Origin of the sequence: Deinococcus hopiensis KR-140 (assembly GCF_900176165.1) — a bacterium.
Taxonomy (GTDB): domain Bacteria; phylum Deinococcota; class Deinococci; order Deinococcales; family Deinococcaceae; genus Deinococcus; species Deinococcus hopiensis.
The window spans coordinates 266,942-283,128 of the sequence record NZ_FWWU01000010.1 but is presented as its reverse complement, the minus strand read 5'-3'; the positions used below and the strand labels follow the sequence as shown (position 1 = coordinate 283,128).

Genomic DNA, 16,187 nt, shown 5'->3' with positions numbered 1-16,187 from the left:
CGAGATGTGAGGCGCCTGCGCTTGTTCAGCCCCGGGGCTGACTCCTCTTCAAAACGTCTGAAGGAAGTGGATAAGCCGGCCCCAGTTGGGTGTATCTGGGATGCACGCACCTCGGATCTGGAGGCCAGGGAGAGCCCTGACCGCCGTGCTTCTTGCCCAAGACATTCAGGCCGTCACGTCCGGAGGCTTGCACCTCAGTGTTGGTTTTGTGCTGGGTGGACCAGACGGCATCCTCAGCGGTGCAGGTACTTCCGCACAGTGGGGTGGCTGTGGCCTTTATCACCAGCCGACCAGGACAAATCCTGGGATGTCCTCGGCCAGTACGTACAACGGCACCTGTCTCAAGCAGAGGTTGCCAGAATTTCGCCCCGTGTCGTTCTCCGCCGCTGAGGACGAAAGCCATGGGTTTGCCGTACCCCTCGGCACGGAGGTGGATTTTGCCACCCGGCATCATCCCCTCAGCCGAGGCCCAAGGCGTCCGGCAGCGCGGCGCAGCGCCACCCGTCCGGCCGCTCTACGGCCGCCCGGGGCCGAGTGAACTGGACCCCCTGGAAATGGGGGCCCGCAGCTCACCGCCCCCAGCGCTCAGGGGCAACGCGTCGAACTCAGCGGCGAGCGCCCGGTAGGCCCGGCGAATGGTCGGCCAATTTGTCATCGCCGTGAGGCCCACTTGAACGCGGGGGGCAGATCGGGCCGCGCCTCACCTACCCCTGCGGCAGGAGCGCGCAATTCGCCCAGGATCGGCTCGTCTCGCGTGAACGTCCAAGGTTCGCCCGGAAAGCGGTGCAGACCCACCAGGAACGGAACGAGGCGCGCGGCGGCCAGCTCCACCCATCCTGCCCGGCCCGCGAACCACCCGGTGCCCGGCTCGCCCCGCGCCGTCGTCGTGACCTTCATGCTGGGGCCCGCACCGCCTGGGCCGAAGGCGAGCCCAGTCGTGAGCGACCAGTAGCGTTCGTCCTGCGGCGGGCAGTGCGGGCGCGCGGATCAGCAGTCCGGCGAGCGACCCCGAGTCGGGCCGCGCTGGAAAGTCCGAGTGCAGGCCGAGCGTCCCAACCCACGTCCTCACCGCGAAGTTGCCCTCCACGGTCGTGAACAGGAATGGCGCGTGAAACGCCCCCCACCTCGCACTCATCCCCGGCGCCAGTTCCAGCACCCCACCCCGTACCTCCGCGTGGGTGAGCCGCTCCGGCCAGCCCTCCGCCTCACGCAACCAGCGCCACCCCTCCTGGGTGTTTCCGAATAGACCGAGAGGTCCAGTGCAGGGTTGCCCGGTGGACCGGACCTTGTGGTCGCTGACGTCGTCATGGCCGCACCGTACCGGGGACGGCCTGGCAGGCCCATGGCAAGCATGGAGGGGGTTACTCCACACGAGTATTCGGGGGTACGGGAAGAACGGCGCGTCATCCCGGCGCCACGCTCCCCTCCATAGGGTTGCCCCATGTTCCTGCCCCTGCTGCTTGCCCTCGCCCTGACCCTCCTGCTCCCTCTTTCCCCCCCGGGGCCGCTTTACGTCCAGCCCAACGCCGCCCTGCTCGGCTTTCAGGACGACGCCCTGTTGGTCCAGCGGCGGAAAGGGGCCGACGGAAACACCCTGCTGCCGGAGGTGGTCTGGCTGGATGCGCGCAGCGGAGTGGTGCGCCGCTCGGTCACCCTGCGCGGCGACCCCACTGGGTTGAGCTATCCGACCCTCAGTCCCGGTGGTACCGTCCTCGCCCTGGACAACCACTCGTCGGTCTCCCTGTGGCTTCTGCCGAGTGGGCAGCCCTGGCCCTTCCACCTTCCCGACTCGCCCGCCGTTCACTCGGTCGCCTTCGACGGCGCGGGCCGCTCCGTGGCGCTCGGCCGCGCTCCCGGCTACGTCCAGCTCTGGGACCTGCACACTGGGCAGCGCCTGCGCTCCTTCGTGGGCCATGGGGCGCCTGTCAGCGCCGTGAGTCTGGCGGGAGGTCGGCTGCTCAGCGCCGGCCTGGACGGTACGGTGCGGGTGTGGGACGCGGCGACAGGAAGCGTGCTGTCCCGCGCGCAGGTGCCGGGGACCGGTGGTGAGCGGGCCGTGTCCGATGTGGTCCTGACCCCGGACGGTCTGACGTATGTGGTTCTGACGACCCAGGGACCACTGTGGCTGGGACATGTGGGTGAGGAGGGCCTGATGCGGGTGGATGTGGAGCGCGGGCGCGGGCTGGCCTTGAACGCGGCGGGGAATCTGCTCGCGGTGAATGGACCCAGTGAACGTGGGCTTGCCCTGGTGGAGTTGCCAAGCGGACGGGTACGGGACCGACTGGGGAACGTACCGGGGAGCGGTGAGGGCGTCGCTTTTGCCCCTAAGGGTGACCTGCTCGCTGAACAGGTCGGCAATCCCCAGGGGAGCCTGTCGAGTGATGTGCGTGTGATCCCCCTGCCCTGACTCCAGTTGTGCTGCCTGAATTGGCATCACGGCGGGTTGAGGGTAGGGGTGGCGTGAAGTTCACGCCACCCCCCTGCGATACCGTGCAGATTCACTCCAGCGCTGCGCCTTACACCGAGGTCGTGCAGCCGTCCAACCGGGGCCTGCCCCTCAAGAGCATCCGGGTGGTGGGAGTCCCCGGCCTGAATGGTGAGCTCCCCGCGCTGGACGGCGCGGGCGCGGTGGAGCCGAACACCCTGGCCTACACCAATCCCGTGTTCGACAACCTGGGCATGCTGCTGGTCCTGCCCCCCACGGGACGGGAGCGGTATACGGCCACAAGCCCGGCCACCTCGAAATCACGAACCTGGAAATCCGCGACGCGAGCAAGCGCAACACCCTGGTCAACCGGGCGGGGCAGACCACCGTCTGGGACAGTTTTGGCAGCGGCATCTACATCGAGCGGGCCGAACACATGGTGATCCGGGGATGCAAGCTGCACGACAATGGCGACGGCCTGTTTCAGAACGCCAAGTCCGTGAGGCGGCGCAGAGCCGGGACCTGCTGGCGGAGGGCAACACCTTCTTCAGCAACGGCAACCCGTCCAGCGCTCACGAACACAACGCCGACAGCGAGGGCGTGGGCACCATCTCACAGTACAACCTCCTCGGGCCCTGATGCCGGGCAGTTACGGCGACAACAGCAAGGAGCGCTCGGTGGGGCTCACGATCCGCTACAACGTCATCGACGGCGCGACGCACCTGCTGATGCTGGAAGACCCCGAATCCAACCACGAGTACGAGGTCACCCAACGGGACGCCCCGGGCAGCCTGCGGCCCAACTCCGCGTACATGTACGGCAATGAGATGTGGATGCATAACCCCGCCTGGGGCATCACGGGCGTGGAACTGGGCGACGGGCGCGTCCCGGGGGGACGGGCCGGGAAGCTGTACTTCTACAACAACACCGGGGTCTTAGAACAGGACGGCACTGGCTGGGGCACACCGACCACTTACCTGTTCGCCTTCCGCGTGGCCCCGCAACTTCAGGTCTACGGGCGCAACAACACCTTCCTGGTCCGTTCAGCCACCTCCGGCGTCAAGCCCCGGCCCTTGGCAGTCTTCTACAACAATGGCGCGGGTGACTTTGCCAACAACTGCACGTCAGCAGACTGGTCCCCGGTTGATCCTAACGGTCACGACCCCAGCACCACCCTGATGCACTACGGCAGCAGGTGGAACGGCACCGGCTGGGGCGCGAACCTGGTTCAGTCCTCTGCTCGTTCCCGACTTCGTCAGTGGGGCGGGCGGCGGCCACCACCTCAAGCCCGGCTCGCCCCTGACCGGCGCGGGAACAGCGCTGGACCCCGAAATCGCCAAGACTGGCAACCTTCCCACCCCGGAATACGTCTCGCCAGGCGTTGGAAAGCCGCGCGCGGGTCCCCTGGACTTGGGCGCACACGGCTTCTGAACTGACCTTTCCCCCTCCCACCGAAACCCTGCGTTCCTCCCGAAGCCAAGCCGGGACCAAGGACGTGGGGTTTGGTCCTCCTGAATTCCCCGTGTACAGAAAGAGGCGAGAACGATGAAGACAAGCGGGACCATCGGCCCCGTGAGTTGTAGGGCACAGATCAACGTCTGGTTGCGTCCGTGATTTCAGGAACATGGCCCTGAGCTCGCCCAGAACTATAAGCGCGCGTACCCACGCATCATGACCATCTGGAAACCACTTTCATCCACGAAGACCGGCCGCTCTGGAGGCGTGATACAGAGTTAAGATGGGCTCCAAATACGAGAGCTGCCGCCTTGATTCCATACCATACATCTGAAGAGCTTGAAGTGGCGTACCGCCAGCCCGAACATCCAATTGAACTTTCACGCCGGCAGATCATCCAACTCAAAAAATGAGGGAAAATCGATTCCAGAGATCATTGATTCAACCGGTTTTCAGGTACGACGAACAGCACATTTATCATTACCTACAATACCAACGGCGAACAGGCGCTTTTGGAAAAACGTCAGTTAAATACGTCTGATCCTGATCCTGCTCTCAATCCATTCGAGCAAGAAGCATTATTTCAGCTGACTCAAAGATCATCCTTTCAGGCGATCTCTGAGTCGGCAAAAAAGTCAAGATACATATTCAGGGGCATTGTGGGATCGAAGTGATGGAGGCGCGTACCCGGGGTTATTTGAAAAGACCTGGCTTTACTACTCGGAATTATTTAACATGACAGCTGCTGTCATACTGAATAGTTCCCATCTCCCTTTACCTACGACGGAAGTCGACATAAGACAGTATTGTTATCAATTTCCCCTCAGAAATGTGGTCGTCACATTAATTACCAGTAAAATTTTGGTAATTATTATAACATGCCGACACCAGTGTGTGGCCGGCATTTTCTGGTAGCACTCCCCGAGAACCACGACCTCATATATAGCTGAAATGGAACTGATCGATAGCAATCGCATTGGGTTTTACATATAATTTATCCAGCTCAGACTTGCATGCCTGCTCCAAGTCAGTACGCTATAGTACTACATCCTCACGTTCTCTATAAACTATTATATATCCTCTGATAGTGATCAATCAGCACGAGAACGAGAGCCGAGGAAGAAGCGCCTCGTTCCGGAAGACGCCAACCAAACCTTTATAAATCGAGAAGCCTTGCTTCTGAAGTTTGGAGAGGCAACTGCGAATGCGGCAGAAATTCTTTCCACCCACAGCGGAGCGGCCGCCACCGGACATCTTTCGCTTCACGCACCATCCCTATGTCTCGCTCGGCTTGGTTGTTGTCGAACGGTACGCCGTCCTCCTGGAGAAAGCACAGCACCTTGTCCCGGTGCTTCTGACATCGAAGGGCGAGGTTGCGCCCCGGGGACTGCTTCACCCGTCCCCGCCGCTCGGGAACCGGCTCTCCTCGCGGGGTTGGAGACCAACCCCGCTTCCAGGAATGTATCAAAGCGCATCAGGAACGCAGTTTTCTCTGCCTGAGCGAGGGTGCCCGCCTTGTGTTGATGGTAGGCGAGTTGCAGCGCAGCGCGTAGTTCTCCCGCCCAGTCCTGGTCCAGTTGTTCGTGGAGGCCAGGCAACTCCCGAAGCAGGTAGGCGTTCCACAGCGCGTGTTTTGCAGAGCGTTGGAAGTACGTGAGCCGGGCATCACGCATCAACACGCCGCTGTCCCGAGGCAAGACCCCACCGATTGGATGGCCGCCGGGCCCGCGGTGCGGGTCGTGCCCGTAGGGGGTGAGTTGCTTGCTGCTGATGGCACCCGGGCGAGCTTGCCGCCCACCTTGCTGCCCGTCTCGTCCACGTGCAGAAGGGGGGTTCTTTGAGCAATGCTTCCTTCAGAGCCGCCCCGAATCCAGCCAACCACTCTGTGTCGAGGTTGAGATGTGGCGCGAGGATCCCTTCCCTGGAAGGCTGGCCGCAGAGCGTTTCGAGCACGTCGCCCACACGCCTGAAGGGGAGGAACTGGGCCACGCCCCGCTACACCGCCAAAGCCTGGAACCGGGGGCCGTACTGCCCCTGACCGCGTACGTTCCCTGGAAACGCCGCCTGCTCTCTTTCGTGACAGCGCGGACAGACCTTCTCCTCGGCCTGCCACTCCGGCACCTGCAGCTGGACTTCTGGCAGGTCCAGCACTTGCCGGGCCAGCAAGACTTGCACTTCGGCCCCGTTCCAGCGGTGCCGGCAGCCGCAAGTTCCCGTCACCGGCAGGACGACCACTTTGCCGGGTGAGGCGCCCATCTTCAAGGTGGTTCCTGGGTGCCCCACCTGACCACCGGAAGGGTGGACCGCCCCTATGGCGTCCGCTCCTGGGCTTCTTCTGCCAGACCTGGTCCTGGCTGGGGGGCCGGACGTGAGGTCTCGCCCGTCCACACGACCTGCGCTTCCAACTCGCGGATACGCGCTTGGAGGCGTTCACAATTGGAGCAGATCACGTCCGAGATAGCCTCACCTTACCCCTTTCCACCCCGGTGTCCACCAGCTGAGTCGTCACCCGAGCTGTTCGCCGGAAAGCTGGGGAGCCAGGGAGTAGGCCCCAAGCGGACTGATCCGCGGACAACGTGTACTCCTTGGCCGCGCGGCAAGGGGGGCGCCTTTTTTGCCCTCCGCTGCTCGCTGTCCTCCTGTCCCGCCTGACCTTGGGCTAAGGTGCTGTGGTAGACACTTGAGGAGCAACGCCATGACCGATTCAGAACACACCCTGCCTCCAGCCGTGCAGCGGCGGCTGCAAGCCCTTGAAGAACAGGTTCGGGAACTCCAGGTCAGCGAGCAGCGGAGCGCCACCCTGTTCTACGAAGCTCCCACCCCGGCCTTCCTGTTGAACTCCCAGGGGCGTATTCAGAATGTCAATGCAGCGGGCTGCGGCTTGCTTGGCCGCACGCCTGAGGCGCTGCTCGGCAGACGGCTGGACGAGTTCATGCCGCCTCCCTCTCGGGGATCACTCGGCACGCTGCTCAAGCAGGGGGCAAAGGGCCAACTGAAGCAGCGTGGAGAAGCTCAACTGCTGCGGGTCGAGGGCAGTATGGCCAACGTGCAGGTCGACGTCGCGGTGATCCAACGTGAGGGCACGTTTTTGCATTTCTACGTGGGCATCACCGACGTCAGTGCGTACAAACAGGCCCATCAGCACCTACTGGATGAGCACGCCACCCAAAAACAACAGTTGCTGCAAAGAGCCCTGACAGTCCGCACGTTGAATCAGGAGCTCGACCAGACGGTCAAGGTCTTCATTCAGCAGCTTCAGCTGCCTGTGGCGCGCGCCATGAGTTGTCTGGGCCTGCTCCGCAAAGCCCTACCCGGGCCCTCGGAAGAGTTCCTTGGGCCCATGACGAACGCCGAGCGTGCCGTGCAGCAGGTGATTGCCCTGCTGGCCTCGATCGACCGCTACATGCAGGTGCGGAGCATGCGGGTACGGCTCCAGCGCGTGGACCTGAACCCGGTCTTGCAGGACGTGCTCAAGAACGCGCAGCCAGTGATGGCTGACCGGGAGGTTCAGATCACCCACGACGCGCTGCCGACGGTGCAGGGAGACCGCCAGGCGCTCTACCTCATCCTGGACGAGTACGTCGCAAACGCCCTGAAGTTCACCAAAGGGCGGGAGCTGGCCCGCGTGCACGTGATGGTGCGGGAAACGGAGGCGGAGCACCTGATCGGGGTGGAGGACAACGGTACGGGCTTTAACATGCGCTCGAGGGACAAGCTGTTTCAGCTGTTCGGGCGTCTCCATCCTTCCAGGGAGTATGAGGGGTCGGGCATTGGGCTGGCGACCGTACGCCGGTCCTGTGAGCGATTTGGAGGCCGGGTATGGGCGGAAGGGAAGCCGGGGCACGGGGCGACGTTCTGGTTCGCGTGGCCTAAAAATCTGAGACTGCAGGAGTAGACACGCTTCTGCTTTACGCGCCCAGACAACTTGCGCCGAACTCTGCCCCCCTTCCTGCAGGGCCTCAGCCGGTGGCAGGGGGAGCTTTTTAAGGCGCGGGACTGGCGGCCACCGCACCACGTGGTGAAGAGCAAGTTGGGCGGAAGGGAAACTGGAATTCCGCCGCGTCGGGGCCTATGCAACTCCAGCCGCCTATACGGCACAAACGACTTGTGCCGGTAAAGGGGAGGCGCCCCCTCCTCCTTTATGGCCCCACTCACCGCTGCCCAGGAAGGTCAAATTCGTGCGTGTGGGCGGGGAATCTGAAAGGTGCAGCGGCCCGAGCGGCGCATCATTTGTTGCAGAGCCACCCCACGGCCATTACCATTTTTGAGGGAGGCCGGGACCAATCCGCCGCGTTCGTGGAGCACCCCGGCCTGGGCGTCCTGAAGGCGCGGCTGATGCTGCGCCTTCAGGACGAAGGTTGGAGCGTTCACCGTTCAGGCACCGAAGGGGAAGCGTGCCGTGACCAGGCACCGACGTCTTGTGCGGCAATCGCCTGTAAAGCGGCCCCAATGGCACAGATGATGCCGTCACGCTGAAGTTGCACGGGTGCGCAGGAGACGCAGTTCAGCATGGGGGGCCGCACCCCTCTCCAGTTTGAATCGGGCTCAACTCGCCCTTCGCAAAATCCCGGCAGGCCCACACGCTTTTCCTCCGTCATAATGGAGTCTCCCGCCGTTTCATCAGACGCCATACCCATCGTCCTGGAGACTGTATGACCCTGACCGATGAAGAAGCTCGCCTCGCGGAGTTGCACCGATTCGGCATCCTCGATACCCTCCCCGAACCCCAGTTCGACCGTATCGTTGCGCTTGCTGCCAGGTACCTCAACATGCCGATGGCGGCCGTCTCCCTGGTGGACCGGGACCGGCAGTGGTTTAAGTCGCGCCTCGGAATCGAAGTGACCGAAACCCCCATCAGCGAATCTATCTGTGCCATCGCCATCCAGCAGGACAAAGTGCTGGTGATCCCCGATGCCCGGCAAGACCCACGCGTAAACAGCATGAACTGCGTGAGCGTCGATGAGACAGTTGGATTTTACGCGGGTGCGCCCCTCCGCACTTCCGATGGATATCGCCTCGGCACCGTGTGCGTGATTGACGCCGTACCCCGTACCTTTACGCGCGACGAAGAGGGCATTCTGGAAGATTTCGCCGAGCTCGTCATGGACGAGTTGCGGCTCCACGTGACCTTGCAGCAACTCGGCGACCTCGCGCTCCTGGACAGCCTGACAGGTCTCCCCAACCGTGCGAACTTCCGGCAGCGCCTCACCCAGGCCATGCGCCGCGCTGAGCTCACGGGGCACAAGGTTGTGCTTGGACTGATGGACCTCGACCGCTTCAAACTGATCAACGATACCCTTGGGCATGCGGCCGGGGACGAGTTGCTGCGCCTCACCGCGACACGTCTCCGCGAGTGTGTGGCGTCCAGCGATACGGTGGCGCGCATGGGCGGCGACGAATTCGCCCTGCTCTTCACGGACATACCAGACGCTACCCACAGCGGACGTATTCTCGAACGCATCCGCCATGCCTTCGCTGCGCCCTTTTCTCTGGCCGGTCAAGAGCTTTTTGTGCACTGGAGCCTGGGGCTGAGTGTCTATCCGGACGACGCCTCCGGCACCGAAACGCTGCTCTCCCAAGCGGACACGGCCATGTACCGCGCCAAACGCGCCGGGGGCGGACATACGTTTTTCAATGTGCTGCGTGACCAGCACACATCCGCTGAGATGGAAATGCTCACCGGACTGCATCACGCGTTGGAGCGGGGTGAATTTCAGCTCTATTACCAGCCAATAGTGGACGCCCGGAGCCGAACGACAGCCGCGCACGAAGCGTTGATCCGCTGGCTTCGCCCAGACGGTCTGGTCAATCCAATGGCATTTATTCCGCTGGCCGAAGCCTCCGGTCTGATTCTTCCTCTTGGGAGATGGGTTTTGCGCGAAGCCTGCACTGCCGTCGCCCGGCGTCACCTCAAGCGTGTGAGCGTCAACGTCAGTCCCTTGGAGTTTGGTCAGCCTGACTTCGCGGCACACGTCGAACAGATCATCCAGGAGACGGGGGTGGAGCCCCGGCGGGTTTTGCTGGAGGTCACGGAAAACAGTCTGCTTGACCCGGTCCGCAGCAGTGAAGTCCTGCAAGCACTGTCTGGTCTGGGCCTGCGCTTGGCGCTCGACGATTTTGGTACCGGCTACAGCAGCCTGTCCGCCCTGGCCGGTCTGCCGGTGGAGATCTTGAAGATTGACCGGTCTTTTACTCGCCAGGTGCATGAGCAGAGCCGTGAGGGGCAACGCGCGAAGGAACTGGTCCGCGCCATGATCGCCCTCGCGCACGCCTTCGGACTCACGACGGTGGCGGAAGGCGTTGAAACGGCCGAGCAAGCCGAGGTCTTGGAGGCGTTGGGATGCACCTACCTGCAGGGGTACTGGTTCGGTCGCCCAACGCCACTGCGCGCCAGAGACGCCGCGGCTCCTTGACGTCCAAGCGCAGCCCGGGTGGGCGCCGCTCCTCCCCACGCTCCACTGGCGAAGTTCCCACCTGGAGCTCCCGCCCGCACGGCTCCCCCGGAGCGTCAGAAGGCCCGCTGGGCTCTGCTCCGCCCTGCTCGCCGCGGACAACAGGAGCCTCCTGCGTTGTCCGCGGCGAGCAGGGCGGAGCATGAACGGGGAGGGATGCTGTTCTGCGCCCACACCCGTCATTTGGCGTCCTGCTCCAGCGCAGGGTGATGCGGCGGTCGCCCCCCTGGGCCGCCAGCAGGGTGGGCGTGGCTCCGCCCGCACGTGGACGGCTCACGGTGGCCGCGGCGCGCTGGGCACGCTGTTCACGCCCGAGGGGTTCACGGCGATCACCCGGAGCGAGAAGGCCGTGCCCGGCAGCACCGGGAGGGGCCGCCCGGGTGTTGACCGCGTGAAGGCGGTTGACAAGCTCACCGGCATCGCAGTTCGGACCATGGCGGGCCACGCCGAGCAGTGTTCGCGTGATCGCCAGCGGGGTGCGGCGTTCGTGAGAGGCGGTGGCGGCAAACCTGCGCTGTTTCGGCGACGTGCGCTTCGAGGCGCGTGAGCATCTGTCGAAGGCGTTCGGCGAGTTCTGCGGTGGGTGAGCGATCGCCGCGTGGCCATGCGCGTGGCGTCGGTGATTCGGGTCAGGGGAGCAAGCATGCGGCCAGCGAGAATCCATTCCTCCACAAGGCCGAACACCAGCAAAAACGCCAAGACCGTAAGTGCGGCCGGAAGGAAAACGTTGGGGCCAAAATTGTGGAGGTTGAGGGCACGCAGGAAGTCGGACAGGCTGGGAACAGACCAGCTGTATGGCCTTCCCCGCAGGAGGAATGCCCACACCGCACAGAGCAGCAAAGCGCCGGCCAGCATCAGAAACCCAGCGTAGCTGAGGGTGAGTTTGAGGCGAACGCGCAGCCCGGGCACCCTATCCACGTTCGTCTCCCCCGCCTTCGGTGCCCGGTCGTGCGCTGATGCGGTCGCCGACGCCGGGTAAAGATCAGCCAGGGCTCGCCGAGCCGTTTGCGCAGGGCCGAAACCGTGATGCGCACGGCGTACGGGTCAGCGCGACGTGGCGGCCCTCCCGGTAGACCTCGCGGCGAAACGGATCCAGCCGCAGGCCCGCCATCTCCCGCACGGGTGGCCTGCTGTACGCGCGCCTGCGGTCGAGGGCCCTGGGCCTGAGCGCGAGTTGCCGGAGCCCGAACGGCTCCGTGAGGTGGGCGTCGGCACCGAGCCCAGAGCCAGACGCTTTGTCGCCGATCCGGTCGGCAGCGGTCAGCATGAGGATTGGCAAGCCGCTGCCGAACGGAACGCCACGGGGCGTCGGGTGACGAGACCGCCAGGCGCCCCGGGAACGTACGTCGTAGGCGCTTACGCCCAGCAGTTCCAGGGCGGTGTCCCCAGCGCTGGCTTCCAAACGCAAGCTGTCGCGGACGGCTGCTGCCAGCTAAGCTTCGTCCTCGACGATCAGCACACCCCTGCACCCCCAATGCTACGCGCCGGAACATACCGCCCGCATACCGAAAACCACAGACATCCGGACAACACCCTGCCTTGGTGGCTGGCGGCATGTGCCGTCGTCCCCGCACCCACCCGCCGTGACGGGTCTGCCGCCCGCAGCGCCTCCATTCCCCCAATGGGAACTGGGCCGGGCAAACGGCCTCGTTCCCAACGGCGTGAGCGCCTTTGATGACGCGTATCCGGCGGTGTCCAGGCTTGATCCGGCCCTCCCCGGTGCCCTTCGTCAGGCGGCAACGGCCGCTGCAGGCGGGGGCGTCAAGGTCTTGGTCACCGGCGGCTGGCGTTCCCCGGCGTACCAGAAACAACTTCGCGTTGAGGCAGTGACGCAACGCGCCGCAGCCAGGGAAGCCGCCCGGTGGGTCGCCACGCCGCAGACGTCTCCACAGGTGTCGGGGAACGCGGTGGACACCGGGCCGTCCCGCGCCAGCTCGACCGCAACGGGCCGTGGCACTACGAACGCCGCTCCGGCACAGCGGGTGTCCGCCCATGTACGCCGACCCCACGCACGACCCCAGGCTGCGGTAACCGGGACCCTCGGCCCTGAACAGAGCTCCGTGCATTCAGCGCGCGTGGGAGAAAACGAGCCGCCGGACGTCCTGACCGCTCGGGCCGCCGCGTCGGCCTTCGACAGCCTCTTTCCCGGACTCGGAGTGGTGGCGCTGGCTGTAGGGGCTGTCGGTGCGGCCAACATCATGATCGTCTCGGTGCTTGAACGCCGCTCGGAGATCGGCCTCCGCCGTGGGTTGGGCGCAGCGCGAGGTCAAATCCGGACGCAGTTTCTCGCGGAGTCGGTTCTGCTCTCCATCATGGGCGGCGTTGCCGGCGTGCTGCCTGGAGCTGTGGCGACGGCTGTCTACGCCAGTTCGGAGGGCCGGGCCGCCGTGATCCCGGTTGAGGCGTGGGCAGGCGCGGTCGCCTCGGCCATCCTGATCGGCGCGTTCGCTGGTCTGATCCCGGCCATTCAGGCGTCCCGAATGCCGCCAACGGTGGCTTTGCGAACGCGGTATGCGCACGACAAGAGGGTGTGCCGCCTGAACGCTGAACGGGACCTGCGGCGGGCGTTCAGGCGCTGTTCCTGCTCAGCGCTCAACTGCACCACCGGCAGAGGGGGGTTTACACCCAGCGCCGTCAAATTGAGAAACGCCGCACTGGCACCTGCAGGCCGGTGGAAGGTACTCCAGCGAGGAGGGGGCGTGGACCCAGGACGGCGTGGTCTGGACGCAGGAGATCGCCAAAGGTGTGGAGGCACAGCGGAGCTTCGCCGCCCTTTCAAGCCGCTGGGGCGCCGGGCAGTTCTGCGCCCGGTTCTCCCCTGGAGCGGTGTGGTGCGGCGGGCTGCCCGTCCATCAGGTTCCTGGGCCCGGCTGCTCCTCGCCATGGCCTGAGGCGCCGAACTTCACCGGACCACCCGGGCAGGATGTGCCGGCTTGAAGCCGTGTGGGGGCGCCCGGCCCCGGCGACAGCTACGCGGAAGTGCTGTGCCGGTCAACGAAGGCGGCAGCTTCTTCTGGGCTGGTAAGCCATGGGAAGAAGTGCGGCGGGTGGTTGAATGCGTTCACAAAGGCGTGGGCCACTCCCGGTTGGGTTTGGGCGGCGGTCAGAACCGCCAGAACGTGGGGCGGAGGGGGTCCGAGCATGGCATTGGTCCACGCGGTGGTGAAGCGGGCATGGTCCCAGTACGCCCCGAACGTGTCCTGCATCCAGGAGCGGTTAAAGGGGCGTTCGGCCCGCCTCAGGATGCTTTCCAGGTAGGTGGCGGCCGCCCGGGCGGCGCTTCCGGCGCCCTGCCCGGTAATGGGATCATTGACCACCAGCGTGTCTCCCAGGCCCAGCACCAGCCGGCCCGACGGAAGTGCAGCGACCGGACGCCGCACCTGCGGCGTCACCCGTCCCGTCAGGGTCGCCTGAGGATCGGTCAGTTCGCCGTCCTTAATGCGTTCGTACTCCCAGGGGCAAAACGTCTGCATCAGCTGGAGCATGGTGCTCAGCAGCTCGTCCGGGCTGGTGATGTTCTCAAAGACGTCCAGCGGACCGCCCGGCACGGCCTCAATCAGAACATTCTCGTAAGGCTGCAGACTTCCGTCCGGACTGCGGGTCAGTCCGGGCAGCAGGAAGCATTCTCCCGCGCCGGGAATAAGATTAAAGCTCACCGCACTGTGCTCAGGTCTGGGAACGGTGTTTTTGAGGTAGGCGAGTGCGAGGTGGCGCTGCGGAGCGCGGTAAGGGCTGTGCACATCGTCACGCGCGAACAGGCGGCCCAGTTCACCTTTCCCGGTCGCAATCACCGTCAGGTCGTGACCCTCGCTGAGTTGATCGACACTCTGGACGTCAGCCTGTTCCAGGATCACCGTGCCGCCCCGCTCCTTGAAAACGCGGAGCCAACCCGCAAATTTGACCCGCTGATCCACGCTGTAGGCGGGATGATCCAAACGGGCCGCGAACGCCACCGCCTTGTCCCCGTTGAGGTCGGGATGAGGCACACTGAAGGCAATGCCTTCCACAGGTGGGCACATCTCCTCCCAGAAGTTCAGGTTCAGCTGGCGTTCGGTCAGGCAGGCGTCGTGAAAAAGCGCCTGGGTGCTCATGACCCGCCCCGTTTCAATCTGTTCAGGCGTTCGCTCGGACACCAGGGTGACCGTGTACCCCTGGTCCTGCAGTCCAAGGGCCAGCTGCAACCCAGCCTGGCCAGCGCCAACAATGGCAATTTTCCTCATTTCCAACTCCTCTTTGTCGTTTTTGAGCGGTGTGAAGAGCGTCAGCCTTCCGGTTTGCCCGAACACTTGCGTCCAAGAGCCTTTTGGAGCATGTGTCAAAGCGCGAACTACTTTCTGACCGGGCAGCGCAAATTTGAATGCGCATGGGGGAGTATGGGGAGCCGTGCTGGGTGCCCTTCCGCCCACGGCGCCATTCGGACAAATGCTCTAGGGAGCTTGAGAAAGATTCAGCATGCCGCTGCCCACTTCTGTGGCCCCGCCCGCGGCGAGGGGCGCAGCGTTGGCTTTGAGCTTCTGTTCGATCTCGCCTGGAGTGGCCGCCGGATAAGCTTCTCGCCACAAAGCCAAAGCCCCTGCCACGAGCGGCGTCGAAAACGAGGTGCCTTCGTACGAACCGACGGTATTGGTGGGGCTGCTGCTCGCGACGCCCTGTCCGGGCGCAGCGATATCCACGTACGTTCCACGCGTGCTGAAAGACGCGGGACGCCACTCCCCAGTTGGCAGGACCTGGAGCGCGCCAACGGCGACCAGACCAGGAAGGTCGAAGGCGGCAGGATAGTGCGTGGGGCCGTTACTCCCTTGATTCCCGGCGGCGGCGGCAACCAGGACCTGCTGCTCCAGGGCGTAGGCCAGGACGCTTTTCAGCCCCTGGGTGGGGGTATCTCCACCGAAACTCAAGTTCAGCACCAGGTGTTTGGGCGGCACGTTCTTCAAAGCAAAGCAGACGCCCCGAACGGCCTGACTCGCCAGAACCTGGCCCTGTGCGTCCCCAATGCGAATGGGAAGAATCTGCGCCTGGGGCGCAACCCCGAAATCCGCACCAGCGGCGAGAACAGCCACTGGCGTGCCGTGTCCGTCCTGGCCGGGGGTTTGTGGATTGTCAAACGCGTCGTCTGGCGCCGCGTCTTCCTCCACGAAGTCATATCCGGGGAGGAGATTTTGCCCCAGATGCCTTTGTTGGGTAACGCCCGTATCGAGGACGGCGATGGTCACGCCTTTGCCGCTGCGCCCCCGCTGACGCGCTTGCGGAACGCCGATGGCCGTGAGGTGATCTGCATCCAGGCCCCAGAGGCTCTGCGGATCAACCTGAAGCACCACGTCCTGCTCCGCAGGTTGCCGCAAGCGGCTGAGCACCAACCCGATGCTCTGACCGACTGGAACCCCGACGCGAGCCAGGATATTTGCGCAGGGTCCTGGTCCACCGAGGGGCTTGAAATCGATGAGGGTCAGCCCCATGTTGAGCTGATTCAGCCTGGCCGTGAAGTCACTTTCCGCAACGCCCGCTTTGACCAGCACGGCCACCTCGGTGGTGGAAACCTTCCCCAGCACCTCCAGCGGCTGCCTGAGGCTCTGACCTCTGGCGTCCACCCGCACCACCTGTGGACCTGCTTTCAGGCCGGAGGGCAGGCTGAAGACGAGGGTTTCTCCCGTTGTTGAGACCACGCTCGCCTCCGCGTCACCCACAAAAACGCGCGCGTCCTGAACAGGGACGCCCGTCAAGGTCGCCGTAACGCGTTCAGTGGGGAGCGCCTGGGTCAAATTGAGGCTCAGGGTTGCTGGCCTGGTGTCGGCTGGGCTTGTTGGGCCACAACTGGAGAGCAAGCCAAGCAACATCAAGAATTGGACTGATGATTT

Annotated in this window: 12 protein-coding genes and 1 pseudogene; 8 read left to right on the top strand and 5 right to left on the bottom strand. The window is 64.2% G+C overall.

Annotated elements, in window-relative coordinates; translation table 11 throughout:
* Nucleotides 1-651 precede the first annotated feature (651 nt).
* Complete coding sequence (locus B9A95_RS29955) at nucleotides 652-897, bottom strand: hypothetical protein (protein ID WP_084051247.1); 246 nt, start codon at nucleotides 895-897, stop codon at nucleotides 652-654.
* 544 nt (nucleotides 898-1,441) lie between these two features.
* Here B9A95_RS29955 and B9A95_RS29950 point away from each other — a divergent pair.
* Genes B9A95_RS29950 through B9A95_RS29940 form a run of 4 tightly spaced genes read left to right on the top strand, consistent with a single transcriptional unit; the run spans nucleotide 1,442 to nucleotide 3,861 of the window.
* On the top strand, nucleotides 1,442-2,407 hold the full coding sequence (locus tag B9A95_RS29950) for a WD40 repeat domain-containing protein (RefSeq protein WP_084051246.1): 966 nt from the start codon (nucleotides 1,442-1,444) through the stop codon (nucleotides 2,405-2,407).
* A gap of 53 nt (nucleotides 2,408-2,460) precedes the next feature.
* Complete coding sequence (locus tag B9A95_RS32945; protein ID WP_139807160.1) at nucleotides 2,461-2,868, top strand: hypothetical protein; 408 nt, start codon at nucleotides 2,461-2,463, stop codon at nucleotides 2,866-2,868.
* Nucleotides 2,869-2,875: 7 nt separating this feature from the next.
* Nucleotides 2,876-3,064 (top strand): hypothetical protein, encoded by a 189-nt coding sequence (locus tag B9A95_RS29945; RefSeq protein WP_084051245.1) that lies wholly within the window; start codon nucleotides 2,876-2,878, stop codon nucleotides 3,062-3,064.
* Complete coding sequence (locus tag B9A95_RS29940; protein WP_084051244.1) at nucleotides 3,064-3,861, top strand: hypothetical protein; 798 nt, start codon at nucleotides 3,064-3,066, stop codon at nucleotides 3,859-3,861. The genes B9A95_RS29945 and B9A95_RS29940 overlap by 1 nt, the downstream gene beginning before the upstream one ends.
* A gap of 1,114 nt (nucleotides 3,862-4,975) precedes the next feature.
* On the opposite strand, the pseudogene tnpC reads toward B9A95_RS29940, so the two are convergent.
* Nucleotides 4,976-6,330 (bottom strand): annotated as a pseudogene (gene tnpC / locus B9A95_RS37420) (IS66 family transposase).
* Nucleotides 6,331-6,575: 245 nt separating this feature from the next.
* Here tnpC and B9A95_RS29930 point away from each other — a divergent pair.
* From B9A95_RS29930 to B9A95_RS36465, 3 genes are all read left to right on the top strand, one after another.
* Complete coding sequence (locus B9A95_RS29930; RefSeq protein ID WP_084051243.1) at nucleotides 6,576-7,775, top strand: sensor histidine kinase; 1,200 nt, start codon at nucleotides 6,576-6,578, stop codon at nucleotides 7,773-7,775.
* Nucleotides 7,776-8,532: 757 nt separating this feature from the next.
* On the top strand, nucleotides 8,533-10,293 hold the full coding sequence (locus tag B9A95_RS29925; RefSeq protein WP_084051242.1) for a putative bifunctional diguanylate cyclase/phosphodiesterase: 1,761 nt from the start codon (nucleotides 8,533-8,535) through the stop codon (nucleotides 10,291-10,293).
* 181 nt (nucleotides 10,294-10,474) lie between these two features.
* A complete protein-coding gene (locus B9A95_RS36465; protein WP_170928864.1) occupies nucleotides 10,475-10,879 on the top strand; it encodes a hypothetical protein in 405 nt (134 codons plus the stop codon).
* Between the two features lie 435 nt (nucleotides 10,880-11,314).
* Here the strand turns inward: B9A95_RS36465 and B9A95_RS29915 are convergent, their stop codons facing one another.
* Entirely contained in the window at nucleotides 11,315-11,740 is a 426-nt protein-coding gene (locus B9A95_RS29915) for a response regulator transcription factor (protein ID WP_281255907.1), read from the bottom strand.
* 175 nt (nucleotides 11,741-11,915) lie between these two features.
* Between B9A95_RS29915 and B9A95_RS29910 the strand changes: the two genes are divergently transcribed.
* Nucleotides 11,916-13,223, top strand: coding sequence for an FtsX-like permease family protein (locus B9A95_RS29910; RefSeq protein ID WP_212648426.1), 1,308 nt, complete (start codon nucleotides 11,916-11,918; stop codon nucleotides 13,221-13,223).
* Nucleotides 13,224-13,301: 78 nt separating this feature from the next.
* Here the strand turns inward: B9A95_RS29910 and B9A95_RS29905 are convergent, their stop codons facing one another.
* Entirely contained in the window at nucleotides 13,302-14,552 is a 1,251-nt protein-coding gene (locus B9A95_RS29905) for a styrene monooxygenase/indole monooxygenase family protein (protein WP_084051274.1), read from the bottom strand.
* 207 nt (nucleotides 14,553-14,759) lie between these two features.
* The gene (locus B9A95_RS29900) at nucleotides 14,760-16,091 is read right to left on the bottom strand and encodes a S8 family peptidase (protein ID WP_212648425.1); all 1,332 of its coding nucleotides are present in this window, start codon (nucleotides 16,089-16,091) and stop codon (nucleotides 14,760-14,762) included.
* Nucleotides 16,092-16,187: the final 96 nt, after the last annotated feature.

What these genes read in the sequence shown, in the direction of transcription:
- B9A95_RS29950 (WP_084051246.1), top strand. Translation starts at nt 1,442, where the DNA reads ATGTTCCTGCCCCTGCTGCTTGCCCTCGCCCTGACCCTCCTGCTCCCT.
- B9A95_RS29925 (WP_084051242.1), top strand. Translation starts at nt 8,533, where the DNA reads ATGACCCTGACCGATGAAGAAGCTCGCCTCGCGGAGTTGCACCGATTC.
- B9A95_RS29930 (WP_084051243.1), top strand. Translation starts at nt 6,576, where the DNA reads ATGACCGATTCAGAACACACCCTGCCTCCAGCCGTGCAGCGGCGGCTG.
- B9A95_RS29940 (WP_084051244.1), top strand. Translation starts at nt 3,064, where the DNA reads ATGCCGGGCAGTTACGGCGACAACAGCAAGGAGCGCTCGGTGGGGCTC.
- B9A95_RS36465 (WP_170928864.1), top strand. Translation starts at nt 10,475, where the DNA reads ATGAACGGGGAGGGATGCTGTTCTGCGCCCACACCCGTCATTTGGCGT.
- B9A95_RS29955 (WP_084051247.1), bottom strand. Translation starts at nt 897, where the DNA reads ATGAAGGTCACGACGACGGCGCGGGGCGAGCCGGGCACCGGGTGGTTC.
- B9A95_RS29905 (WP_084051274.1), bottom strand. Translation starts at nt 14,552, where the DNA reads ATGAGGAAAATTGCCATTGTTGGCGCTGGCCAGGCTGGGTTGCAGCTG.
- B9A95_RS29945 (WP_084051245.1), top strand. Translation starts at nt 2,876, where the DNA reads ATGCAAGCTGCACGACAATGGCGACGGCCTGTTTCAGAACGCCAAGTC.